This window comes from Clostridioides sp. ES-S-0049-02 (assembly GCF_020658465.1).
Lineage (GTDB): Bacteria > Bacillota > Clostridia > Peptostreptococcales > Peptostreptococcaceae > Clostridioides.
The window spans coordinates 66,922-92,437 of the sequence record NZ_JACVWG010000008.1; the positions used below are offsets into that span (position 1 = coordinate 66,922).

Consider the following 25,516-nt stretch of genomic DNA (forward strand, 5'->3'; position numbering starts at 1 on the left):
GTTTGTCTTTGTATTACAAAAAAGGAGAAAAGACATGGAATTAACAATTACAAATCTTAAAAAAAATTTTAAGAATAAAACCGCAGTTGATGATGTTTGTTTAAATCTTACACCTGGTGTGTGGGGGCTTCTTGGAGCTAATGGTGCTGGTAAGACTACGCTTATGAAAATGATTGCGAATATTCTAAAACCAACTAGTGGAAAAATTGTTTTTGATGGTAAGGATATTCATTCAATGGGAGAAGAATACAGAAATCTATTCGGTTTCTTGCCACAGGATTTTGGTTTCTTTCAAGATTTTACAGTAAAGGACTATTTGGAGTATGTGTCTGCATTAAAGGACGTTCCTGCTAGAGAAACAAGAAAAAAGATTGACAGTCTGCTGCATACACTTACCTTGACTGATGTCAAAAATAAAAAAATTATCAAGTTATCTGGTGGAATGAAACGTCGAGTGGGAATTGCACAAGCAATGTTAAATGACCCGAAACTTCTAATAATGGATGAACCAACAGCTGGACTTGACCCTGGAGAGCGAGTTCGTTTCCGAAACTTTATTTCAGAGTTCTCTCATGACAGGATTGTCCTTATTTCAACTCATATCGTATCTGATATTGAGTATATTGCTACTCAAAATGCCATTATGAAATCAGGAAGAATTCTTGATGTAGGGACAACAGATGAATTGGTCAAACAAGTTACAGGTAAAGTTTGGAATTGTATCATACCTGCTGAAAAGATGCCTATGTATGAAATGCAGCTTCGTATTATTAATCAACGTAGTGAAGGTAATAATCAGGTATCAGTTCGTTATTTGGCAGATGAAGCCAAAACAAGTGACTCAATAATGGCTTCGCCCCGTTTGGAGGACTTATATTTATGGTTATTTCCGCAAGAGGAAATAAGTGAGGAGGGAAAGTAAATGATTCGTATTTATCGTCTTGAAATAAAACGTGTGTTGAAATCACGTCGTTCTATCATTTTATTACTTATTTCACTATTCATGTCTGTTGTGATGGCTTGGCTTCCGGTATTGTATGAGGACATCAATCAATATGATAAAAACGGCAACAAGGTAGCAGAATTAAATGGTCTGGAAGCAATTGCCTATAAAAAATCACTTCGCTCTGAAAATAATGGAGAAGTTACTATGGAAAAACTCAAAGAAGCTTTGAATATCTATCAAAGTGTAGTTTTGCCATATGGAGAAGACAGCCTTAGTAGTGGTGAATTCCCTACAGATATTTATATAAAAAAGGTATTTCCCATTCAATCTCTATTGGCAAGACTGCCAGAAGCCTATTCTAATCCAAAGACTGGTCAGGGAATAAGCTTAATGGATATTTCTCCTAATAAATTAGATGGTTTTTATGAGCAGACTACGCAACATCTTAAAGATATCATGCAGATGGAGCAAAAGAAATATCCAACCGCACAGAAACATGCGATACAAAAATATGTAGAAGTAAATACGCCTTTTCAGCTTTATACTGGATATTCAAGAGATGCATTTGATTATATTATTCTATTTATTTTTCTCCTAGTCATTCTTTGTACAGCGGCTGTGACCCCTACGTTTTCTAATGAATACCAAACGGGTTCAGATAGTATTTTGCGCTGTACAAAACATGGACATTCTCGATTGGCAATTGCAAAGATTATGGCTGCACTTACTATTTTTACTGTAGCATTTGTCATATGTATTTCAATTCATTTGACAATTTCAAATCTAGCATTTGGAACTGAGTGTATGAAAACATCTATGCAGATGCTATTTTCAGTTATCAGTCTGCCTGCACTTAATTTAGGGCAGCTTCAGATTACTTTGGCAATAGGAGGGCTTATTTCACTGCTGGCAACTGTCAGTTTCACACTGTTTTTATCAGCTAAATGCAAGGATTCACTCTCTGTTATCCTAATTGCTATTGTAACATGTTTACTTCCAATATTTACGTATTCGGCTGGAGCCAATTGGCTTACTTTTATCTTACCATCAGCAGGAATAGGTATGCAAAATAGTTTACTGTACCAATTGACTAGCTTTAATTATCTGCATATTGGACAGGCAAGCATCTGGTCACCCTATGTCATAATAGTGGCATCAATAATTGAAATTCCTGTATTTCTTCTTCTTGCTATACGGGCTTATAACAAACATCAGGTTATATAAATCAACATTCTGTGAACAACTGTTTAGTAGTTAAAAACCTTTGTTTAGGAATAGAAATGTTTCATCTTAAATATAGGTGTTAGTAAAATGGTGGCTCTGAAATAAAATCAAAGTAGCCATTTTCTAATGTGTATTTAAAACATATTATCAATGATACAAAAATTAATCGAAAATGAATAGTTCCTCAATTGGTACATCTACTATTCTTGACATATCTATTGCTGATTTTAGATATGTATTAATTATTTTAATATAAATATTAATTATTTTAATGTATATATTGACTTTATTAATTTTTTGATTTATATTATAAACATTAGATAGAAAGAAGGTGATGTGATGTATCAAGTTATCAGCCGCTGTCCTGTCTGCGGAAGAAAACTTAAAGTTGTCAAGCTACAATGTGAAAACTGTGATACAGTGATTGAAAATGATTTCTGCCTCAGTGCATTTGACTATCTATCTGCAGATGATTTATTCTTTGCAGAAACATTTTTAAAATGTCGTGGTAATATAAAAGAAGTGGAAAAAGAACTAAAGATTTCTTATCCAACTGTTCGTTCTAGGTTAGATGATATTATCCAAAAACTAGACGGAAAATCTAATGTGACATCTTCTTCTGATTCACATAAAAAGGAGATTTTAGATGCACTGGAAAAAGGAGAAATCACTCCAGCAGAGGCATTAGAACAAATAAAAGAAAATAAATGAAGCTCTATCTCTATTTCTGACAGTAGTCAGGAGTAGTGACCAAAATATGAGGCTATTTCTGTTGGAATGGATACAGAAGAGCAGAAATGAGGAAAATAATATGGATGAAAAAATGAGGATTTTAACAATGGTAGAGGAGGGAAAGCTTTCTGCCAAAGAGGCAATTGACTTGATTGATGCATTAGATAAAACTACATCTCAAGAGGAGTATACGAATTATTCAGAAGACTTTGATAGTCAAGCTTTTACTAAACAAAGCAGTACTTCATATGAAAATAAGATGTTGAAGATTATTGTGGACACTCCAGATGGTGATAAAGTAAATGTGCAACTTCCTGTAAAGATTATACGTCAAGTGTTGAAAATGACAGGTAAGTTGCCAATTAAGAGTGAAGATTTGCAAGGTATAGACCTAGATGCTCTTACTACCTCTATTCTTGAATGTCTGGATAATGAAACACTTGGCAATATCATAGAGGTTGACTCTGCTGATGGCACTACAGTTAAAGTTTTTATAAAATAATACTAGGAGAATAGGTTTATGCGCATTATTGTCCGCTCAAAAGAAACAAATTTGTGGCTACCCATACCATTGTTTCTAGCAAATACTGCAGTTCTTTTGTTGCCAGAATCGGTTATTGAAGAGATTAAAAAATCACTTCCAGAGCCATATCAGGAAGTCATTAACAAAAAATTTCTACAGGAACTCGTTCGAGAATGTCAGTCTGTTCTTAAGCAGTACAAGGGACTTGAGATTGTTCATGTGGAAACTCAGGATGGCACTTTTGTATCCATTCGCTTATAAAGTAGTGTTTATTTTGTATATTACTATTATTTAGAGAACTTACATTTACTGAGAACACTTATATTTATTGACTTAAAAATGACGAAAACATGTCCGTTTTTTACAATATTTTTTTCTAGTACTAATGTTATAATCTATTTACTAATGTTGATGGAGGTAACTTATGAAATATGCAGGTTGTTTATTTGCAGTAAAAGATATTCAAATTGCTCGTAAATTCTATGAAGAATTATTTGATTTAAAAGTTATTGTTGACTATGGAAAAAACATTGTATTTGAGGGTGGATTGTCATTGCAACAAGATTTTGATTGGTTGACAGGAATCTCGAAAGAAGATATGAAAGACAAAGAGAATAATTGTGAAATATTCTTTGAAGCAGAGTCTTTTGAAGAGTTTCTATCAAAACTAAATGTAAGAAATGATGTTACTTTACTTCGTGATGTAGAAGAAGCACCATGGGGGCAAAAGGTAGTTCGAATTTATGACTTGGATAATCATTTAATTGAAATAGGTGAGTCTATGAAATCAGTAGTTAATAGATTCCAAGAACAAGGTATGAATCTTACAGAAGTGGCGACGAGAATGGATATAACTATTGATGATGTTAATCAAATTTTACAAGGCTAAATTATGGCTGATTAAGTAAATCTCAATATCAAACTAAGTAATTCTAAATATCAAAATATAAAACAGTAAATTCTCATGATTTGCTGTTTTTTATATGCATAATTAAAAAAATGATATGATAATCATTAAAAATACCTAAACTAGGAAAAAAGAAGGCTACCAAATAATGCTTTATAATTGTTTATATTACAGTCAATTTTATTTTTAAGTAACGATTATATACAATCTAATATTAATTATAATACTTAATAAAATAATCTATGAATAGTAAAACAGAGCTTATTTGGACACTATATTTAGTAGTATATTAAAATAAGCTCTTTATAGTACATATTATAAATATTTAGTTCTCATAAGTCTGAACTATTAGACCTATAATTCTCACGAGTTTAACTATAAGACCTACAAATAGAAGTTTAATCACGCTGAAATAACTGAATAACTCCCTCTAAATGGTTATACATTGATGTATAACCCAAATTAGCATCTTTACTATCAAAAGCCATCATTATCTCATTGTGATGACTAATCATATCTTGTAGTGAATTTCTATATTTAAAGCCAAAGTGTTGATTAGAAGACACAGTTTTAGGTATTAATTCATAATACTTTATAAAAATTGGATTATGAGAAGCTAAAATTATTTCTTTGTGAAATTGCAGGTCAGCGTCATAACATTCTTCTATTAAGCCTTGTGAAACTTTGTCTAGTTCTTCTACAGATTTCAAGTAAGCATATCTTATTCTCTGAAGTTCTTCAGAAGTAGCATTTAAAATGGCTAACTTAGTAGCTTCACTTTCTATAAGTTGTCTTGCTCTTAAAGATTCAACGTAAAATTCTTGTATATTATGATTTTTATAAACTTCATTATCAGAAAAAAGGTCAACTTTTTTAAATCCTTCAACTATGGGGCTTGAATAGGGAATAGACCTAAGTATTCCTTCTTTACAAAGTTTGTCTATAGCATTCCTTACAGGAATTCTACTTATATTAAATAGTTCAGCAATCTTTCTTTCACTTGGCAATTTACTATTAATTTTAAAATTTCCATTTAGAATATTTACTTTAATATAATCAATAATTTGTTCAGTGGCACTTAAATTTGTCATAAAAACTCCTAAACATATAATTTTTTATGAGTGTATTATATCACAATTAAGAGGTAAATTTAATTTTTTATAGTATGTATAAGATAATATGGAAGCAATTATAGCAATAAAAGCTAAAGTAAAATAACCATATTGTATTGAAATATAATCTGATATTTTACCCACTAGCATTGGAAATATAGACATTCCTATAGCATAAACTGCTTGAAAAAATCCCATTGCAGTAGATTTTTGATATTTTGGTATATTTTTCATAGACTCACTAGTAAGGTAAGAAAGAAGTATACCTGTAGATATTCCTGGTAACGATTGTAGCATAAATATTATATTAATACTTTTTACTGTTGGAACTAGAAAGCAATAAACTGAAATCAAAAAAAACACTGAGGGAATCCAAAATTTTGGTCCATGCTTTGTACAAAATTTAGTAGAAGCAAATCCAGAAGATACAACAGCACATACCATGTAAAATATAGAAGATAAGCCTATAATGGTAGAGCTAGAGCCTAGTTCTTTAAGAATTTGAGTAGTAAATGACATTGTTGTAGACATTTGGATTCCTTGTTGAATCAATGCCATAAAAGAAAAAAATACAAGTCTTTTGTCTTTGCATATAGATAAATAATTTTTAAGTGGGATTTTTTCGGTTATTTTTCCTGAGTGATGATTTTTTACATTTAAGGCTAGAAGTGTACCAATGATTGAAGATATTACACTCATAATACACAAATTTACCATTCCTAATTTTTCATAAAATAAGGTACTCATGACAAATCCAATTAACATTCCTAGGTTGTTTACCAAAATTATTGTACTTGTAGCTTTTTGTTGATGTTCTATGGAAAAAAAATCAGTGTAGTGAACCATGTAAGAAATCCAAGTTGATGATGCTATTCCAGATAAGATATTAGCTATAAGAAATCCTTCTCCTCCAGAAGAAATAACTCTTATAAGAGATGCCAAACCAGCAAATAAAATTCCACATAGTATAAATATTTTATGTTTGTTTATAGAATCTGCAAAAACCCCAATAGGAAGTCTTAGTAAGCATTGTGAGATTCCATATGAGCCTATTATTATACCAATCATGTTTGTAGATACGTGACATATACTTAAATATGGATTTTGAAAAGGTATGTATACGTATTGTGAAAACCAGAAAAATACAACAATAGAGAGTAAAAGTAATTTTTGATTAAATATTTTTTTCATATTATCCTCCAAATGGTATGTTTATAATGGAAATAATATACCATTTTGTTTAGTAAATCAAGTATTTTAAAATTTTAAAAATAAATTTCGATATAACAATAAGAATTATTTGTTGAAAAATTATATTTTATAGTTGAATTAAGAAAACGCTTATGTTACTATAAAGTTAACAAATTTGAATATTACAGTAGACGTGTTACTGGTGATGCAGGCAAGATCGAATCAATTTTTATAGGTTACCTATATAGTACTATGGGTATAATCTATTTATTTGGTTCGATTTTTTTGTTTAATTGGCCATAAAAACAAAAAGCCTATAATTAAAGATGGAGGATTTATATATGGATTATAAAAAAGTAGCTCAAGAAATTCTACAAAATGTAGGTGGAAAAGAGAATATAAATGAAGTTACTCACTGTATGACGAGACTTAGATTCAAAGTTAAAATTACCTCTAAGGTTAATAAGGATAAGTTAGCCAGAACTGAAGGAGTAATAACTGTTGTAGAGAGTATGGGTCAGATACAAGTTGTAATTGGTAATAAAGTAAAAAAAGTGTATGATGAGATTGTAAAAATGGTACCTCAATCAAGTGAAATAGATAATAAAAATGGAAATGAAGAAAAACAAGGTATCATGAACTCTATATTATCTGCTGTAGCTGGAATATTTACACCTACAATACCTGCTATAGCAGGGGTTGGTATGATTAAAGGTATTTTATCAGTTCTTGCTATGTACTATATGAATAAAAATGGTGTAGATATAAAAGAGACTCAAAGTTATATTATTCTAAATGCTATGGCTGATTCTATATTCTATTTTATGCCTATCATACTAGGATATACTGCGGCTAAAGTGTTTAATGCAAATAAAATAATATCTATGGTATTAGGGGCAACACTTTGTTATCCAGCCTTTACAGCTTTGATGGCAGGGGAAGAAACAGTTAGATTTTTAGGATTAGCAGTAACAAAGGCCACATATACATCATCTGTTATTCCAATAATTATTGCTATATGGGCTCTTTCATATGTTGAAAAAATACTGGAAAAGTATATACCTGAAGTAATTAAAATAATAATGGTTCCAACTTTATCATTAGTTATAATCTTACCTGCAACATTGTTTTTATTTGGACCAATTGGGATATATATAGGAAATGTTATAAACTTTGTTTACAAGTATATTTATGAACTAAGCCCTGCATTGTGTGGAGCATTCATAGGTGGATTATGGTGCGTATTGGTTATATTTGGTGCACATAGAGCACTACTACCAATAGGTATAAGTGATGTTGCTCAAACTGGAAGACAGAATTTATTGGCTTTTGCAGGAGCCGCAAACTTCTCGCAAGCAGGAGCTGCTCTAGGTGTATTCTTTAAAACTAAAAATCAAGGATTAAAGACAATCTCTATGTCTGCAACTATAACGGCACTATTTGGTATAACTGAGCCTGCAATATATGGAGCTAATCTTAGGTTAAAAAAACCAATGGTATGTGCTGTAATATGTGGTGCAATTGGAGGTGGCATAATGGGAATGGGTGGCTCTTATGGTAACGCATTCGCAAACCAAGGTGTTTTAACTATACCTGTATATGCTGAAGCAGGAACGTTAGGTTTTTTAAGTTATCTAGGAGGTTGTGCTATAGCATTTTTTGGTTCAGCTATTTTAACTTATCTGGTTGGGTTTGAAGATTTAGAAGAATCTTCTAAAGGAAATAGCTCTACTATAAAAGTAGAAACAAAAGAGGGCATTGTTGATATAACTTCACCTGTGGAAGGAGATTGTATAGAATTATCAGAAGTAAAAGATGATGTATTTGCATCAAAAGCTATGGGAGAAGGTATAGCTGTATTACCTACAAAAGGAGTAATAGTAGCTCCTACTGATTGTGAAGTAGCTTCTTTATTTCCAACACTACATGCAATAGGATTAAAGCTAGATAATGGAGCAGAAATGTTGATACATGTTGGAATTAATACAGTAGAGTTAAATGGAAAACACTTTGTAAAACATGTTAATCAAGGAGATTTAGTGAAAAAAGGTTCTAAACTGATAACCTTCGATATAGATGAAATAAAAAAAGCTGGATATGATGTAACTACACCAGTTATAGTAAATAATACATTTGATTTTGCACAGGTGATTTCTTGTAAATCCAGTCATGTATCTACAAATGATAAAATAATTTCATTAGTTAATAATTAAATTGATTAGAACTATAAAAATTAGCTTAGTGCAATAAAGCAACAAATAAAACGATTAAAACATTAATATAAAAGGAGTGACACTTATGAATACAGGATTTCCAAAAGATTTTTTATGGGGAGCATCATCTTCAGCATTTCAAGTGGAAGGAGCTTGGGATAAAGATAATAAAGGAAAAACAGTGGCTGATTACAATTCTTTTAAAAAGTCTCACTTGCAAGCAGACACTAAAGTAGCATCAGATTTTTATCATAATTATGAAGAAGATATTGAACTGATGAAAGAATTAGGAATGAAAACTTATCGTTTCTCAATTTCATGGGCAAGGCTAATTCCAGATGGGGAAGGAGAAATAAACCAAAAGGGAATAGATTTTTATAATAAAGTAATAGATAAATTAATAGAGTGTGACATTGAGCCATTTGTAACTTTATATCACTTTGACCTACCTTTTGCACTAGTGGAGAAGTATAATGGTTGGGAAGGTAGAGAGACTGTTTATGCCTTTGAAAGATTTGCCAAAGTATGCTTTGAGCATTTTGGAGATAGAGTGAAATATTGGCAACCTCATAATGAACAGAATTTAATAGTTAGAGTAGAAGAGAGAATTAATATATATAATGAAACAGACCCATGGAAGATAGATAAAATGCGTGCTCAAATGGATTATAATCTTTGTTTAGCTCATGCATTGGCAGTTAATGCATGCCATGAAATGATAGAAGGAAGCAAGATTGGAGCAGCAGTATCATCATCTGTAACATATCCTCTTACATCTAAACCAGAAGATGTATACGCAGCAAGAATGAATGACAACTTTAAAGTGTACTACATGCTTGATATGCATTATTATGGAGAGTATCCAGGGTATTATATGAATTATCTTGAGAAAAGAAATATAGTCCCTCATATGGAAAATGAAGATAAAGAAGTACTTAAAAAAGCTAAAATGGATTTCATAGCTGTAAATTATTATAGAACAAACTGTGCAGAGGCCTTACCTGAGGATTCACAACATCAATTTGGACTAAGAGAAGGAACCGTTGACTTTAGTATGTATGGATTATTTAAGATGTCAATGAATCCTAATCTAAAGGCTTCAGAGTATGGAGCATCAATAGATTCATCAGGACTTAGAGTTGCATTGAATGAATATTGGCAAAGGTATCACTTACCTGTTATAATAACGGAGAATGGTCTTGGAGCTAAAGATGTCCTTGAAGATGGTAAAATTCATGATGACTATCGTATAGATTATTTAAATACTCATATAAATGCATGTAAATTAGCTATTGAAGATGGTGTAGAAATGATGGGATATTGTCTATGGTCATTTACAGACCTTTTAAGTTCTTCACAAGGTTTCAACAAACGTTATGGGCTTGTTTACATAAACAGAACAGACCATGAAACCTTAGATTTAAAAAGAATAAAGAAAGATAGTTTTTATTGGTATAAAGAAGTCATAAAGAGTAATGGAATAACAAAATAAATATAATATATTGAGGTTTTTAGTATGTACATTACAAAGGTATTAAATAATTCGTTGCTACTTGCAAAGGATGATAATGACGAAGAAATAATATTGATGGGAAAAGGAATTGGTCATAATTATAAGATTGGGTCTGAGTTAAATAAAGAAGATATAGAAAAAACTTTCGTTCTTCATGATGAAAATATAAAAAAGAGCATTGTACAACTTGCATCAGAAATAGATGCAGAATACTTTGGTATAGCTCAAATGATAATCTCATATGGAATAGAAAAGTATAATTTAAAACTTATGAACCATATATACTTGGCTTTAACTGACCACATCGCCTTTGCAGTGAGACGCTTTAAAGAAGGTATAATGATTGAGAATTACTATTTGTTTGAAATTAAAGAATTTAATCCAAAAGAATATGATATAGGAAAATATGCGATTACTGTTTTTAAGGAGGTTCTTGGTCTAGACCTACCAGAAGAGGAAATTGGTAATATAGCAGGCCATTTTATAAATGCACAACAAGACAATCCTTATAGTGATAGAAACAAGAGAAGTGCTAAAATTGTGAATGCCATTTTACAAATAGTTCATTATCACTTTTCTATTGTATATAATAAAGAATCATTTTATTATATGAGATTTGTAATGCATCTAAAGGCTTTTTCTCAAAGATTTCTGGCTAATGAACCATCAAAAGAAAAGATAGATTTTATATATAATCAAGTTCGTAAAAATTGTAAGGAAGAATATGAATGTGTAAATAAAATAGGAGCCTATATACACAAGGAATACTCTAGAAAATTACCTCGTCAGGAGGAATTATATTTAATGATTCATATTCATAAGATTCTAGGGGAGCTAGATGAAAACTGTTAAAATGTTTTAGTATATTAGTAACTTGATAATAAAAATAAGAATTAACCAAATTTAAATAATGGAATTATTTTAAGAGATAGCTATTAAACTATCTCTTAATTTTATGCAAAAAATGACTCTAAAAGTAGTAACCTAGAAAATATGTTTAATCCTAATGTTATTTATATATTAGAAGAACTACAAGATTAATATTGATTTTCTTTATGAATTTCAAGGATGAATACTAGTGATTTATAATAAGCAGTACTATTTCTTATTTGAGTTATTCATTATTTTCAATCCATTTGTATTTACTTAAAATAAGAGCACTGTGTGACAAGCATCATAATATTGGTTTTGTTATACTGTTAATATAAAGATGCAACTAAGAATAAAAACTACGAAACAGAGGCTAAGAAATAAAAATAAAGTAATGGAGGATATGAAATGGCTAGAATATCTAATATAACGATGTCTGAACAGCCTTCGTATTGCATTTTAGCAATACGAAAAACTATTGACTTTATGGTAGAATTTTCAGAGTTTTCACAGCAAAGTTTTCGAAAAATTTCCAACTATCTGGAAGAAAAGGGAATATTGTCTGCAGGAGCACCAATTGTATGCTTTCATAACATGGACTTAGAAAAATTAGATGTTGAAGTAGGTTTTCCTGTAGCTAATCATTCTGTATTTAATAATATGGATACAGAAAATGAAATTTTGCAAAAGATTGTTCCAACACAGAAAATAATAACTGCAATTGATTTAGGACCATATGAACTGCAAGACCCTACACTTGAAGAATTATTTTTGTGGGCGAAGGATAGTGGATATGAACTTCATGGAGATATCTATTATCAGTACTTGAATGATTTAAATCGTCCTGAAAGTGAGTATCTCACTAAAATGATGTTACCTATTCTATAAATAACAAAACAGAATAGAAATTCTGTGGATACATAGGCTTAGCTGTAATAAAAAACAAGTTAACTACCATTTTACTATGAATGGTAGTTAACTTGTTTTTTATATGGATTGTTTATGATATGACAGATTGAATTGTTACTTAATGAGTGACTAATAGACGTTTTTATTGAAAGTTACTACCTGTTATGTGATAATAAGGACTTGTTAGGGTAATTATTATAGTTGTAGTTTAATGATTGAGATATTATCATAATATTTGAAAAATGATATAATCGAGAAGAAACAAGACAGATAAATAAAGGAGTAAATAATATGAAGATATATGATGTATTAACACGTTTTTATATTAAGGATATAGAAAATGCAATTCCTTTTTATGAAAATCTTTTAAAAGATAAATGTTCTTTACGTTTTTCTTATAAAGAAGTGGGGTTAGAGTTGGCTCAAGTAGGAAATGTTTTGCTGTTATCTGGTTCTGATACTGCTCTTAAGCCATTTACAGAAACGAAAGCTACTTTTATGGTTGATTCTGTGGATGAATGGAGAAGTCATCTGCTACAAAGTGGAGCAGTAGTAATAAGAGATAAGAAAAAAGTTCCTACAGGATATAATATGACAGTAAAACATCCAGATGGCACAATTATAGAGTATGTTCAGCATACAAAATAAAATTAGCTCAAAATATGGGATTAACTCAAACACAGGATTAACTTTAAAATAGAGTTATTAATAAATAGCTTAGGGTAATATATTATATACTCAAAAGTTTAATTTGTTAATCTTAACTCTGATATATTATAAATTAGATTAATATGTATCAAAATAAAAAAAGTTATTTACATAGAAGGTGAACTTTGGATAGAGTTCACCTTTCTATTTTTTTTGACCTACAAAAAATAATATGCTGAAATGTCACAACAGAAACCCATCCTATGCCAGTAGCAAATGCAATTGTCTTTAAACCAAATTGTTGAATAAACAAATAAGAAATAATAACACGAATTGATATATGTAAGACGGTTCCAATTACAGGAATATTTACTTTTCCACTTCCTCTATACCATCCAACAAATGCACTTCCTATAAAACATAAAACATAGAAAATAGCGATAGTTTTCATGTACTCTATGCCATTTACCATAATTCTATCATTGGCATTATTCATCATAAATTTAATACCAGCCTTAGCAGAAAAATACATTATCAAAGATAATCCAATTCCTAGAAAAACTAGTGTAATCAATCCTGTATAAAATCCTTGCTTTGCTCTTTTTCTATTTTCATTTCCAAGATTTTGTGCGACAAATATAGAGATAGCCTCATCACCACTATCACCAAAAGAATTAGCAAAGCCTTCAATTCTTGTTGTAGCAGTGTATGCTGTAATCATGTCTGCTCCCATTAGATTTACAGCTCCCTGTACTAGTAATTTTCCAATATATAAACTGGATTGATGAAGAGCTGAAATTAGACTATAGGATAGAGTTAATCTTAATAATTTCCATTCAAACTTCATATCTTCCTTTCTAAACAAAAGAAATGGAATGTTTTTTCTTATATAAATAAAACAAAGAATTGATGCAAGAGTCTGTGAAAGTACAGTTGCAGAAGCTGCTCCTTGGATTCCAAAATCACATACTGCAACAAAAACTATATCCAAAACAGTATTTATTATCATTGAAAGCATTAAGATAATTAGGGTAGCTTTAGTATTCCCAACAGCTCTCAAGGCTGCTGATAATAAATTATAAAAATATGTTGCGATAAGTCCACAAAAAATAATATTTAGGTATGGTATCGCGATATTTGAAACTTCTTGTGGTGTATGAATTAGATTTAGTAATGGAGAAAGTATAAATATTGAACATATACTTAATCCTAAAGTTAATATAATGCCAAAGATAGTTGCTAGAAAAGATTCTTTTCTAAATGAAGATAAATCACTAGCTCCATAAAAATGTGCAAATATAATTGATATACCTGTACAACTTCCACTTAGTACAAATATAAAAAGGTTCATAATAGTTCCAGCTACACCTACAGCAGCAAAAGCAGTTTGACTTACAAACCTACCAACTATAATAGCATCAATAGTATTGTAAAGTTGTTGGAGTATATTTCCTAAAAGTAATGGGAACATGAGTATGACCAACTCTTTCTTTATGTAACCTTCTGTTAAGTTAGTTGTATATTTCATAATGGCACCTCGTTAAATTTTAAGATACAATTAGTTTACAGTCAGATTAAATAATTGTAAAATGCTGTTTTTATCCATATAATATAAATAAATATTTATATTATGAATTGGGGTAAGATTATGACAGAACTTGAGATACAAGCTTTTTTGACTATTATAAAGCTGGGAAGCATTTCTGCTGCTGCTGAAAGTTTATATGTTACTCAGCCAGCTTTAAGTAGACGCATATATGCATTAGAAGCTGAATTGGGATACAAATTAATTAATCGAAAAAAGGGAGTACGAATATCAGAGTTGACAGAAGAAGGGAAGGCATTTGTTCCAATTGCGGAAAAATATAAAACTCTCTTACAAGAAGCTAAGTATATAACTAAGATTGATAGAAGTAAAATTATAAATATATCCTCTATAGGAAGTGTTAGCTCATACATACTTCCAGATGTATTTTCCTGTTTTATGAATACATATCCAGAGTATAATGTAAATTTTTATAACTATCATTCTTATGAAGCATATGATTATGTTTCCAAGGGGGAAGTTGATATAGCTCTTATTTCAGATGATATGTTTTTTAATGACATAGAAACAATACCAATATTTAAAGAAGCCATGTTACTGGTAACAAGTTATGGCTCAAAATACAATGGAGAATTGCATCCATCTGTTTTAGATGTTGCCGATGAAATAAGACTTCCATGGAATCCTGAATATGATTTGTGGCATAATTTTTGGTTTCGTTCAACTCTTCAACCTAAAGTATTTTTAGACCAAATGTCTCTTTTAGAGTATTTTATGAGACAAGAAAATGTATGGGCCATTGTGCCAGTATCAGTAGCATATCACCTTAAAGAAATATCTAATATCGAGATACATTACATAAAAGATGCTCCACCAGATAGGTTTATTTATTATTTAGTTAAAGAATCTAATAAACAGGAAATAATAGATAAATTTTTAGATTTATTAAACGAAAAACTATTGAAAATTAAAGGGTTGGAGTCTTTAATTAAATAATAGAAGATAGTAAATCTTAAAGTTAAAAGTTTATTTAGAGTTAAATAAATTAAGTGTATATTTAAAAATAAAGAAATATTTATATAAAGAAGAGTATTTCAAGAGAATATTAAGAATCTCAAATGAAATACTCTATTTTTCTTTTTCAATGATTATATTATATGAAAAAATGGATATTATTAAGTTAGAAATATGTAAGAAAATTGAAAAATAGGTTACAGGATGAGATAAACATATAAAAAATAATTTTCACATTATAAAAAATAGCAAGATTTATTAAATATGACTAAGAAGTAATTGATATAATGTCTCATGGATAAAAGGAGGAGAGCTGCAATGTTTTATAAAATAAATAATGTTATAACTGCTATTGATTATATAGAGGAGCATTTATCAGAAAAGCTGGATTTAGATATAGTTGCTAATGCTGTTCATTATTCAAAATATCATCTACATAGAACTTTTACAACTTCTGTTGGGTTGACAATGCATGATTATATAAAACGAAGAAAACTCACAGAGGCAGCAAAACTATTAGTATTTTCTAAAAAAACAATTATTGAAATTGCATTGATAGCTGGCTATGAAAGTCAACAAGCATTTACTTCTGTATTTAAAGATATGTATAAAAAATCTCCAAATAAATATCGAAAAGAACAAGAATTTTATCCTTTGCAGCTAAGATTTGTTTTGAAAAAAGAAAATCTATTTTCAAAAGATATATCGGAATTAGAAAAAGATATTACACTTGCTAAAATATCTGATATACCATCATGGATGAGTTTAGTGAGATTAGTCATAGATGGATTCCCAAATTTACAGGAGGAAGAATATATCTCTCAATTAAAACAATATATTTTGGAAGAAAGAGCCTTGATATTAAAATTTAATAACATTGCTATTGCAAATATGGTATTTAATAAAGAAACTGGGAGCATTGACTTTTTTGGAATACACCCTCAATATCGTAATTCAGATATTGCACAGGTGTTTCTAAAAAAGGTTATTGAGAATTTTTTGATAGATAAATCTATCTCAATCACAACTTTTAGAGAAGGAGATAAAGCTGATACAGGACATCGGAATATGATAAAGAAGTTAGGTTTTGCAGAAGCTGAATTATTGACTGAATTTGGGTATCCTACTCAAAAATTTATTCTGTCTTCTGAAAATGAAAAAGACACTGAATAGTACTAATAATCTATTGTATTAAAAAATAATTTTACATTTTTAGGTGTATTTATTTTGCTGTCCATGTTTCTCATAACTTTAATTATAAATATAAGAAAATGTATTTTTTATTTAAAAAGAAATATAAATTTTGAGGTTGAAATTTAAAACAAAAACTAAATTTGAATCAAAGAGCAAGAATGATTAAAAAATATAAAATTCAATTCAGTATAATGATTTAAGATAATACTTAATTGGCAAGGAGGATTCAAATGTCTAAAAATCAGCAATTAGAAAGTTGTAATTCTATTACATCCAATCCTAAACATAATATATCTGGACAAGAGATGGAGTTAGCAACATCTTTTCCAGATGAGATTGCATATCTTATAGATATAAATAATAAGCTGGATAATGCTTTGGAGAATGCAGAAAATTCAGTTGATAAACTAGATAAAGATTACATGGATGCTAAATTATATATGGTAAAAAATCGTGGAGAGATAGACCCACATGAAATGTTCCAAAATGAACTGGCACTAAAGCAAATAGATAGTTATGGGGCTTTTATGGTAAAAGTTCGAGACAAGATTGCTAAAATGAAAGATTCGCCATATTTTGCTAGGATAGATTTTCAACTAAAAGATGAAGGTTATGATTCAAAGTATTATATTGGTCGATTTGCATTTGATTATGAAAATGAACTTCTAATACTAGATTGGCGTTCTCCAATGGCCAGTATGTTTTATGATTGTGAGATAGGATCAGCAGGGTATAATGCACCACTTGGATGGATAGATGGAGAAATAACACGTAAACGACAGTTTAAAATTAAAAATGGAACACTGGAGTATGTACTTGAAAGTTCTATGAATATACAAGATGATATTCTTCAGAAGGAACTTAGTAATACTTCAGATGAAAAGATGAAATCCATTATTTCAACAATACAAAAAGAGCAGAATCAAATTATTAGAAATGACAAGGCTGACACCCTCATTATTCAAGGAGTAGCTGGTTCTGGAAAAACATCTATAGCCTTACATCGAATTGCTTTTCTTCTTTATCGATTTAAAGATAAGATATCAGCAAATAATGTAATTATTCTATCACCTAATAAAGTCTTTGGTGACTATATTTCTAATGTACTTCCTGAACTAGGAGAAGAGCCTCTATGTGAATTAAGTTTTGAAGATATAGCAGAAGTTCAATTAGAGAGGATTATTGATTTTGAGGGAGAAAAAGATTCTCTGGAAGTAAATGATGTACAATGGGAAAAAAGAGTGCGTTTCAAGTCTACACTTGATTTTTTAAAGCTTATGGATAAATATATAAAGCAAATGCCAAATATGGTCTTTATTCCTAAAGATTACACTTTTGGAGGTTTTATAGCTAAAAGTGACTGGATACGAAAAAGATTTGATGCATACAATAAATATCCAGTTAAGCGAAGACTGGAGATGGTAGCAGAAGATATTCATTATAGATTTGAATCAGATAATGTTATGGAAGATGACTTACCAAAAGTAAAAAATATACTGAAAAGTTTAAATAGAATGCTAACAATAAAAAATACTCTAACAGTGTATAAGGACTTCTTTAAACAGATGAATATTCAAGATATGTTTGTAATGCCATCAAAGAATACTCTTGAGTGGGCAGATGTGTATCCATTTATATATCTTCATGCTGCATATGAGGGATTACAAGAAGACAAAGTGATAAGACACATTGTTATTGATGAGATGCAGGATTACACTCCTATTCAATATGCTGTAATAAACTTACTTTTCAAATGTAAAAAAACTATTCTTGGAGATTTTGGACAACTAATCAACCCTAATCATTTACATACATTAGATGATATGGTACAGATTTATGATGGTGGAGAGTTAGTAATGTTAAACAAGAGTTATCGTTCTACTTTTGAGATTATTAATTTTGCCAAGAAAATTCAAAATATAACTTCGCTGGAGGCTATTGAAAGACATGGTGAGGAGCCTGTTGTGATTAAATGCAGTAACGAACCAGATGAGATAGAGAAGATAAAAATGGAGATTGAGCAGTTTGAGGAAAGCAACAATGCTACCCTTGGTATTATACTAAAAACCAACAGCAAGGCTAAAGCAATATATGATGTTATTAAGCAAGAATATGATGTTAATTTAATATCTCCTGAAAGTTCTAGTTTTATAAAAGGTGTATCAATTACTTCTATTAAAATGTCAAAGGGGCTAGAGTTTGATGAAGTTGTTATTCCTTCAGTAAATAATAAAACATATTACAATGATTACGACCGTAGTTTATTATATATTGCTTGTACACGGGCTATGCATAAACTTAAGCTTACATACACTGGAAATTTAACACAGTTGATAGAACTTAATTGAGATATATAGTTTACATTGTAAAGATTGATTTTTCTAACTTATTATGAGGTATAACACCTTGACACTCAATTACTTGAAAATCTGATTTCATGTGCTTTTCCGCTTGTACTCTTAATGGGGGAGCTTATTGACCTCATTGACAAATACAAAAACTTTGACACCATGACAACAACTATGCTTAATGAGTTTGTTGAAAAAATCCTTGTTGTGCATGAGCGTTACCGCAAGGGTAGCCAAGAAGGTAGTCCTCCAATCCGAGGATATGGCTGGCTAAGGGCGTATATGCCCTTACCAGAAGTTTATCAAGGCAGGAACCCGTGTCGCCATTATTTGAAAGAAACTGGGGTAGCATTTACGCTTCTCCAGTTTCAGCAATTTATTTTATCGTGTTAATAAGTTTTTTCGTTGATATTATATCTGTTTGAATAATTTGTGCACTGTGCTTGACGTTGCAAATAATATATGTAGGCAAGTCTTGGGATTTCAAAATTTCTATTTGATTTGAAGTACCTATATTGCTTTTTTCAAGATATTCTAATCGTTTTGTAAGAATATCAACTGCTTCTTTTCTATCTAAGAATTTAATAAGAAAAATAGTAATCATAAAAGGAACAAGGTTATAATTAAAATTTTGAATAAATGATACAAGTGTACCTTTCAACTCAATATAACCTGTCTTAGAAAGCTAATAAACGGTTTTGTCAGGTATATTTGTCTCTTCTTTAGCCATATGAACTCCTTACAGTTCAGCAAACTTGCGTTTCGATATGAAGCATTGTATCTTCTGAGTTACTTCCAAGACAAATTCATCTGTATGTAAGCAATCATAGCTAAAATAACTTGGAGACCCAGCAGCACAATTGATTTTGCTTGTATTGGCTGGATAAGAAGGTCCATTGTGAATAGACCACCAATCGCATTGCACCACGCATGAAAACACACACAGATTAGGACACTTCCAGTCAGCCTGTATAAGACTGCCAACATAAAAGACATCGCGATACACCAACACAAAAACGAGATGAAGTTCATGGAGGATTGGTTTGCGTTCTGTAGCAACCAGAGCGGAAGATGCCAAATGGCCCATATCACGCCTGTGAGAAGACATGCAGCAAAAAAAGGGAGTTTTTGCTCTAATGCTGGCTGCAAAAAACCGCGCCAGCCAAGCTCTTCCAATCCGCCGCCTATAATCATGAATGGAAACATAAGGAGTATCGTATACCAAGGCTTTCCTAGATATCGATTGCAAAGGATATTGATCACAATCTGGCTGGCAAAGAAAATAGCAACAATCAGGGCGCGAGAGCTGGATATATGATTGGTTCTGACGATACGTTCACAAAGTTCTTTAATCCCGTGAATCTGTCCGCTTTTTTTAAGAAGAATCGTAACAGCATAAGCTGGAGCAAATCCAATTGAGAAACCAACTAGTAAGTAGTATACGACAGTTCCAATCGGTTCTGCAAACCATTCAAGCCGTTCGCCTATTATGACGATTGTTGTAGCACTCCATGCAATTAAAAATACAAGCAATAAGTATTGTAGTATTGGTTTTTTCTCATAATAATTCCACATCAGCATAACCTCCTCATTGTAAATAAACTATGGACTCATTCTTGTTGTCCTTATTTTCAGACTGACTGGTTACTGCTTCCCAACATGAAAAGGACAGATGTACACAGGCTGAACAGTAATCCATCCGTATTCAACTGAATATATTGCATAGCAGGGTAGCACCTTGTTAGAATCAAGTCTCTTTCGATTCCGCTGAGACATACTGTAATGAAAGAATATATTTCATCTAACGTCTGTTTAGGAGAGAAATAGCCTTTTTGTATTTGCTCTTCAATATATTGATATGCTTGCGTTTGTAAATAATCGCTATGGGATGCAACCTTTACATTTGCCCGAAACCTCTGATAATATTGCTGGTCGCTGGCAAGCGTAGAAAGCATTTCATTTAAAATCTTACCGTACCCAGTGATGCCAATCATAATCGCATCAAAATATAGCGAAAACAGCTGCTTTACAACATCTTCTGGAGAATGTTCTGAGTGCAGTATTTCATCAACTTTAGCAGACACGTCAACAATTGATGTGTCTCTGTTAATGAGGGCAAATAGGATATCCTCCAAATTAGTAAAATAACGATATACAAGCCCGTGACTAAAGCCTGTTTTCTCAATAATATCTTTCATTTTAACTGTATATACTGGCTTGGACATGCAAACATCAAATGCAGCATCCAGTATCTGATCCCGTTTTTCCTCCAAATACTGTTCATTTACTTTTGGCATTACATCAACCTCCCTTAAAATGACTTTATCGTCATTATTATATGATATACTATACTCTCTTTTCTATGTCATGTCAATGTTAAAATGACGAATATGTCATTTTAATGTTGTGGATGTGGTCCAGTCAATCACAGGCAACATAGCTGTTAATAAAACTGCGGCTGGTATCAGGCAGAACGAAGTGGGAATAGGAACCGAAAACGATGTGAAGGCAGATGATTGTGTGGTAAACTAAGTGGCTGACCTAAAGTCATATAAGATAATCCAACATCTTTCATAGTTTGTAATATTTTACAAAGTTTCTTTTCCGTAAAGAATTCAAGTGATTCATCTACTGTCATGGAAAGAACTTCAACTATATTTTTACCCTTATACAATTTTGACAGGACTTCTTCATTATATCGAGTACCTCTACAAGCTTCACATATATTAATAACAGGGTCCATAAATACCAGTTCTGTAACAAGTACTCCTTTTCCATTACAAATAGGACAAGCCCCTTTAGAATTAAAGCTGAATAAACTTTCACCAACATTATTTTCTTTAGCAAAAAGTTTTCTTATTTCATCAAAAAAACCAAGAAATGTAGCTGGCATAGAGCGATTTGTAGTCGTGATAGGGTTTTGGTCAATTTTAATAACATCTTTTTCATATTTTTTTGCAAAAATACTAGAAATCAAAGTACTTTTTCCAGAACCAGCAACTCCAGTAACAACTGTCATGATTCCAACTGGTATATCTATATCAACATTTTTTAGATTATACAAACAAGCTCCTCTAATGGGAAGAAAGTTTTTTGGTTTACGAGTATTAGATTTTAGAGATAATGACAAATTCATAGCTTTTGAAGTAAGTGTATTTGCTAGAAGTAATTGATTATAGGTACCTTGAAATATAATATTTCCCCCATGTTTACCAGCATTTGGACCAATATCTATAATCTCATCTGCTATAGATATGACATCTTTATCATGTTCTACCACCAGAACTGTATTTCCTCTGTCTCTAAGTCTTTTTAATAATTGATTCATACGATGTACATCTCTTGGGTGCATTCCAGTGCTGGGTTCATCAAAAATATAGGTTAGACCTGTGAGGCTACTTCCCATATAGCGTACAAGTTTTAATCTCTGAGCTTCTCCTCCAGATAGAGAAGTTGATTCTCTATTTAGATGTAAATAAGGAAGTCCAATATCAATCATTCTTTTCAAGCCATCAGTAAGAGTATCTACAACAGTTTCAACTCTATCATCATTTATTTGAGAGAGTAAATTGTAAAGTTCAGTAAATTCCATATTACTCATATCTGCTATAGAATACCCTAAAATAGTGCAGTTAAGAGCATCTTTATTTAATCTTTTTCCATGACATTCAGGACATTCCTTATCAGTTATAAGTCTTTCCGACTTTTCTTTGGTGTGTTTGCTCATATTGCTAATATCTCGATTTAGATATGTTTGATTGTATTTATTAAAAATACCTTCAACTTTTGAATTTTCAGGTTTGCTTTTTCCATCTTTTGAGCCATATAGCAATAAATTATATTCCTCCATAGAATAATCCTTCAGAGGTTTATCTAAATCAAATAGTCCAGATTCAGTATACTGTTTCCAATACCATGAATTAGGTTTAAATAGAGAGTCATTTACACAACCTGAATTCCATGAATTTTCAGGATTTAGAATAGACTCAATATTAATCGCTTTGACTCTACCAATTCCAGAACAGTTTTTACACATACCATTTGGGTCATTAAACGAAAAATATGATGTTGTTCCCATATATGGTTTGCCAATTCTAGAAAATAATAATCTTAGTGAAGAATACAAATCGCTTATAGTTCCTACTGTAGAACGTGCATTGCCACCAAGAGGAGACTGGTCCACGATTACAGAAGCAGTTAAATTATCAATCAGTTCTACATGAGGTTTTTTGTATTTTGGAAGTCGACCTCTAATAAATGCTGAATATGTTTCATTCATTTGTCTTTGTGATTCTGCCGCAATTGTGTCAAATACAATACTTGATTTTCCAGAGCCAGAAACTCCAGTAAAGACAATGATTTTGTTTTTTGGAAGTTTAAGTGAGATGTTTTTTAAATTATTATGTGTAAGTCCCTTTATTATGATATCTGACATAAATACTAAGCCCTTTCTTTATATATTTTAGTAGCATAATTATATTATGTAGTTATATTATAATAAGATTAAAATTTATTTTCATGATATATTCTGCTATATTACAGATATTATTTTTAAATTTACTTACAGTGTAAACAGTATTAATTAGTATGCTACATATAAAAACAAAACTCCTATTATAAAACTTATTTAGAATTTAGTAAAAATAAGCTAGTTTAAAAGATTTAAATAACTTGACTTTTAAAACTTACTATTGTAATATTTTAAATATTACAATAGTAAGTTTTAAGTGTATACTCAGACATAATTTTACTACTTGAAAGGAGAGAACAATGTTACTGATAGTTATAATAGCTGTTTTTATAATAGCTTTAATTAACATAATTATATTAGGTAAAGAAAATATAAAAGGAATAATTATTCCTGTAGCTTTATTTCTTGTAAGTGACTTCTTATTTCTTTGTGGAAATATTATATTGAGAGGAGGAGTGATTTTACTATTCATAGGATTATTTGCAATACCATTAATGTTGATTGCTTTCATATGGATTTGTGTACATATTATTAAACTACATCTTAGAAAAGATTTAAATAAAAGAAAAGTAATCGGATGTATAGTTTGTACTTTTATAAGTATATCTACTATATTTCTTCCTGGACCAAGTGAAAGTTTTAGATTCCAACTTTACAAAAAGGATTATATAGAGGTTGCACAAGCAGTTTTAAAAGCATGTGATGAGAAAAAGTTAAATGCTGAATATAATCTAAATATTAAACTTGGCAAAAAGGAGTTAGAAAATATTTTTTCTGAAGAAGTAGTAAATAAAATAAATAAGTTAAATAGAAATGTAGATGTAACTAAGATAGTTGGTAATAAAAAATCAGTTTGTTTTTTCTTTGGAGCTGAATTACAATCTGTTGATGGGATTGTATTCTTTAAAGATTTAAAAGGAAATAAGCCAGAGTTAGATTTTATAAATAAACACATTCAAGCTCCACGTTTAGAGTATATGACAGATGATGTCTATTATTTTAAAGGAGGATTATAAATATACATATATAGGGAAGGAGTAAGATATGAAAAGAAAGACAAGTTTTATTTTAATAATTATTCTATTAATCATTGCATTTATAGCAAAACATTCAATGGAAAGTAATCAAAAGAGTAAAGAACAAAATATTAAGAGTAACAATACAAATTTTAAATCAAATGAATTGGATAGTAAAGATAGTACACAACAGAAAAAAGATAAAGTTAATGTAGTTGATTATAGTAATTGTTTTAAAGATGTTAGTGGAGGAGCTATTTTTTATAGTAGTAAAAATAAAGAATATAATATATACAATAAAGAGTTAATTGAAACAAGGACTTCACCTTGTTCTACTTTTAAAATAATTTCAACATTAATTGGTTTAGAAAAAGGAATAGTAAATTCAAAAGAATCAGTTATGGGGTATAATGGCACAATTTATGAGATTGAAGATTGGAATAGAAATCTTAATTTAGAAGAAGCATTTAAAGTATCTTGTGTTTGGTATCATAGAAAACTGATGAATCAAGTTGATGCTAAATTTGTTCAAAATACACTAGATAATCTAAAATATGGGAATTGTGACATTAGTGAGTGGGAAGGAAATTTAAAAAATGGAAGTAAAGATTTAAATGGGTTCTGGTTAGAATCTTCATTAAAAATCTCTCCCAAAGAGCAAACACAAGTATTAACTAAAATTTTTGAGGGTGATACAAGTTTTAAAAAAGAGAATATTAATCTCTTGAAGGACATTATGAAAATAGATATAAATGATAAGAAAATAAATGTATATGGTAAAACTGGAACAGGATTTGATGAAAAGAAGCAATGTGTTGATGCATGGTTTGTTGGGATGGTAGAAAATGAAGATGATAAATATTACTTTGCTATTAAATCAGATGATTCTAATAAAAAAATCGGAGGACCAAAAGTAAAAGAGATTGCAATTGATATAATTAAGAAATATTACAATACTATATAATAGACATAACTTTATACTAAAATATTAGGTAGATTTAAGGAACTATGCAATGAATTGATAAATATATTGTATAGTTTTTATTTTATTTATATTATTTTAAGTATATGTAAAAGGATATGAGCAAAATTTTAATAAAAAATAATCTTATATTGGTTAAAATTTATAAGGTGTTTAT

The 25,516-nt window shown here is 30.3% G+C and carries 22 protein-coding genes and 1 pseudogene; 17 read left to right on the forward strand and 6 right to left on the reverse strand.

Features of this window, described 5'->3' with window-relative positions:
* Positions 1-34: 34 nt before the first annotated feature.
* The 6 genes from IC213_RS15325 (at position 35) to IC213_RS15350 (ending at position 4,314) form a co-directional block, all read left to right on the forward strand.
* A complete protein-coding gene (locus IC213_RS15325) occupies positions 35-922 on the forward strand; it encodes an ABC transporter ATP-binding protein (protein WP_227435388.1) in 888 nt (295 codons plus the stop codon).
* Entirely contained in the window at positions 923-2,170 is a 1,248-nt protein-coding gene (locus IC213_RS15330; protein ID WP_255619087.1) for an ABC transporter permease, read from the forward strand.
* A 339-nt stretch (positions 2,171-2,509) separates the two neighbouring features.
* Positions 2,510-2,881 (forward strand): DUF2089 domain-containing protein, encoded by a 372-nt coding sequence (locus IC213_RS15335; protein ID WP_227435386.1) that lies wholly within the window; start codon positions 2,510-2,512, stop codon positions 2,879-2,881.
* Positions 2,882-2,942: 61 nt separating this feature from the next.
* On the forward strand, positions 2,943-3,404 hold the full coding sequence (locus IC213_RS15340; protein WP_227435384.1) for an SHOCT-like domain-containing protein: 462 nt from the start codon (positions 2,943-2,945) through the stop codon (positions 3,402-3,404).
* An 18-nt stretch (positions 3,405-3,422) separates the two neighbouring features.
* Positions 3,423-3,686 carry a hypothetical protein gene (locus IC213_RS15345; RefSeq protein WP_227483375.1) on the forward strand — a complete coding sequence of 88 codons (264 nt, stop codon included), beginning with the start codon at positions 3,423-3,425 and terminating at the stop codon, positions 3,684-3,686.
* 163 nt (positions 3,687-3,849) lie between these two features.
* Positions 3,850-4,314 (forward strand): VOC family protein, encoded by a 465-nt coding sequence (locus IC213_RS15350; RefSeq protein ID WP_227483374.1) that lies wholly within the window; start codon positions 3,850-3,852, stop codon positions 4,312-4,314.
* Positions 4,315-4,730: 416 nt separating this feature from the next.
* Here IC213_RS15350 and IC213_RS15355 read toward each other — a convergent pair whose 3' ends face one another.
* Both IC213_RS15355 and IC213_RS15360 read right to left on the reverse strand, forming a co-directional pair.
* Positions 4,731-5,423 carry a FadR/GntR family transcriptional regulator gene (locus IC213_RS15355; RefSeq protein ID WP_227435378.1) on the reverse strand — a complete coding sequence of 231 codons (693 nt, stop codon included), beginning with the start codon at positions 5,421-5,423 and terminating at the stop codon, positions 4,731-4,733.
* A 24-nt stretch (positions 5,424-5,447) separates the two neighbouring features.
* Positions 5,448-6,635 (reverse strand): MFS transporter, encoded by a 1,188-nt coding sequence (locus IC213_RS15360; RefSeq protein WP_227863234.1) that lies wholly within the window; start codon positions 6,633-6,635, stop codon positions 5,448-5,450.
* 341 nt (positions 6,636-6,976) lie between these two features.
* Here IC213_RS15360 and IC213_RS15365 point away from each other — a divergent pair, with 341 nt between their 5' ends.
* The 5 genes from IC213_RS15365 to IC213_RS15385 all read left to right on the forward strand — a co-directional run bounded on the left by IC213_RS15365 (position 6,977) and on the right by IC213_RS15385 (position 12,788).
* The gene (locus IC213_RS15365) at positions 6,977-8,848 is read left to right on the forward strand and encodes a beta-glucoside-specific PTS transporter subunit IIABC (protein ID WP_227836359.1); all 1,872 of its coding nucleotides are present in this window, start codon (positions 6,977-6,979) and stop codon (positions 8,846-8,848) included.
* 85 nt (positions 8,849-8,933) lie between these two features.
* Entirely contained in the window at positions 8,934-10,340 is a 1,407-nt protein-coding gene (locus tag IC213_RS15370) for a glycoside hydrolase family 1 protein (RefSeq protein ID WP_227863235.1), read from the forward strand.
* A gap of 24 nt (positions 10,341-10,364) precedes the next feature.
* Entirely contained in the window at positions 10,365-11,213 is an 849-nt protein-coding gene (locus IC213_RS15375; RefSeq protein ID WP_227825111.1) for a PRD domain-containing protein, read from the forward strand.
* A gap of 426 nt (positions 11,214-11,639) precedes the next feature.
* Positions 11,640-12,119: a GyrI-like domain-containing protein gene (locus IC213_RS15380; RefSeq protein ID WP_227483370.1), complete on the forward strand. Its 480-nt coding sequence runs from the start codon at positions 11,640-11,642 to the stop codon at positions 12,117-12,119.
* 312 nt (positions 12,120-12,431) lie between these two features.
* Positions 12,432-12,788: a VOC family protein gene (locus IC213_RS15385; protein WP_227834825.1), complete on the forward strand. Its 357-nt coding sequence runs from the start codon at positions 12,432-12,434 to the stop codon at positions 12,786-12,788.
* 196 nt (positions 12,789-12,984) lie between these two features.
* Here IC213_RS15385 and IC213_RS15390 read toward each other — a convergent pair whose 3' ends face one another.
* Complete coding sequence (locus tag IC213_RS15390; RefSeq protein ID WP_227863236.1) at positions 12,985-14,316, reverse strand: MATE family efflux transporter; 1,332 nt, start codon at positions 14,314-14,316, stop codon at positions 12,985-12,987.
* A gap of 120 nt (positions 14,317-14,436) precedes the next feature.
* On the opposite strand from IC213_RS15390, the gene IC213_RS15395 reads away from it, so the two are divergent.
* From IC213_RS15395 to IC213_RS21375, 4 genes and pseudogenes are all read left to right on the forward strand, one after another.
* Positions 14,437-15,330, forward strand: coding sequence for a LysR family transcriptional regulator (locus IC213_RS15395; RefSeq protein WP_227863237.1), 894 nt, complete (start codon positions 14,437-14,439; stop codon positions 15,328-15,330).
* A 336-nt stretch (positions 15,331-15,666) separates the two neighbouring features.
* Positions 15,667-16,521 (forward strand): helix-turn-helix domain-containing protein, encoded by an 855-nt coding sequence (locus tag IC213_RS15400; protein WP_227863238.1) that lies wholly within the window; start codon positions 15,667-15,669, stop codon positions 16,519-16,521.
* Positions 16,522-16,772: 251 nt separating this feature from the next.
* Positions 16,773-18,890: a UvrD-helicase domain-containing protein gene (locus IC213_RS15405; RefSeq protein WP_227863239.1), complete on the forward strand. Its 2,118-nt coding sequence runs from the start codon at positions 16,773-16,775 to the stop codon at positions 18,888-18,890.
* Positions 18,891-19,010: 120 nt separating this feature from the next.
* A pseudogene (locus IC213_RS21375) lies at positions 19,011-19,283 on the forward strand (DUF4368 domain-containing protein); the annotation flags it as partial.
* Positions 19,284-19,679: 396 nt separating this feature from the next.
* On the opposite strand, the gene IC213_RS15415 reads toward IC213_RS21375, so the two are convergent.
* The 3 genes from IC213_RS15415 to IC213_RS15425 all read right to left on the reverse strand — a co-directional run bounded on the left by IC213_RS15415 (position 19,680) and on the right by IC213_RS15425 (position 23,325).
* Positions 19,680-20,465: a type II CAAX endopeptidase family protein gene (locus tag IC213_RS15415; protein ID WP_227863240.1), complete on the reverse strand. Its 786-nt coding sequence runs from the start codon at positions 20,463-20,465 to the stop codon at positions 19,680-19,682.
* Between the two features lie 56 nt (positions 20,466-20,521).
* Entirely contained in the window at positions 20,522-21,187 is a 666-nt protein-coding gene (locus IC213_RS15420; RefSeq protein WP_227435338.1) for a TetR/AcrR family transcriptional regulator, read from the reverse strand.
* Between the two features lie 167 nt (positions 21,188-21,354).
* Positions 21,355-23,325 carry an ATP-binding cassette domain-containing protein gene (locus IC213_RS15425; RefSeq protein WP_227863241.1) on the reverse strand — a complete coding sequence of 657 codons (1,971 nt, stop codon included), beginning with the start codon at positions 23,323-23,325 and terminating at the stop codon, positions 21,355-21,357.
* Between the two features lie 335 nt (positions 23,326-23,660).
* Here IC213_RS15425 and IC213_RS15430 point away from each other — a divergent pair, with 335 nt between their 5' ends.
* The gene (locus IC213_RS15430) at positions 23,661-24,377 is read left to right on the forward strand and encodes a hypothetical protein (protein ID WP_227863242.1); all 717 of its coding nucleotides are present in this window, start codon (positions 23,661-23,663) and stop codon (positions 24,375-24,377) included.
* 28 nt (positions 24,378-24,405) lie between these two features.
* On the forward strand, positions 24,406-25,341 hold the full coding sequence (locus IC213_RS15435) for a penicillin-binding transpeptidase domain-containing protein (protein WP_227863243.1): 936 nt from the start codon (positions 24,406-24,408) through the stop codon (positions 25,339-25,341).
* The last annotated feature ends 175 nt before the right edge of the window (positions 25,342-25,516 follow it).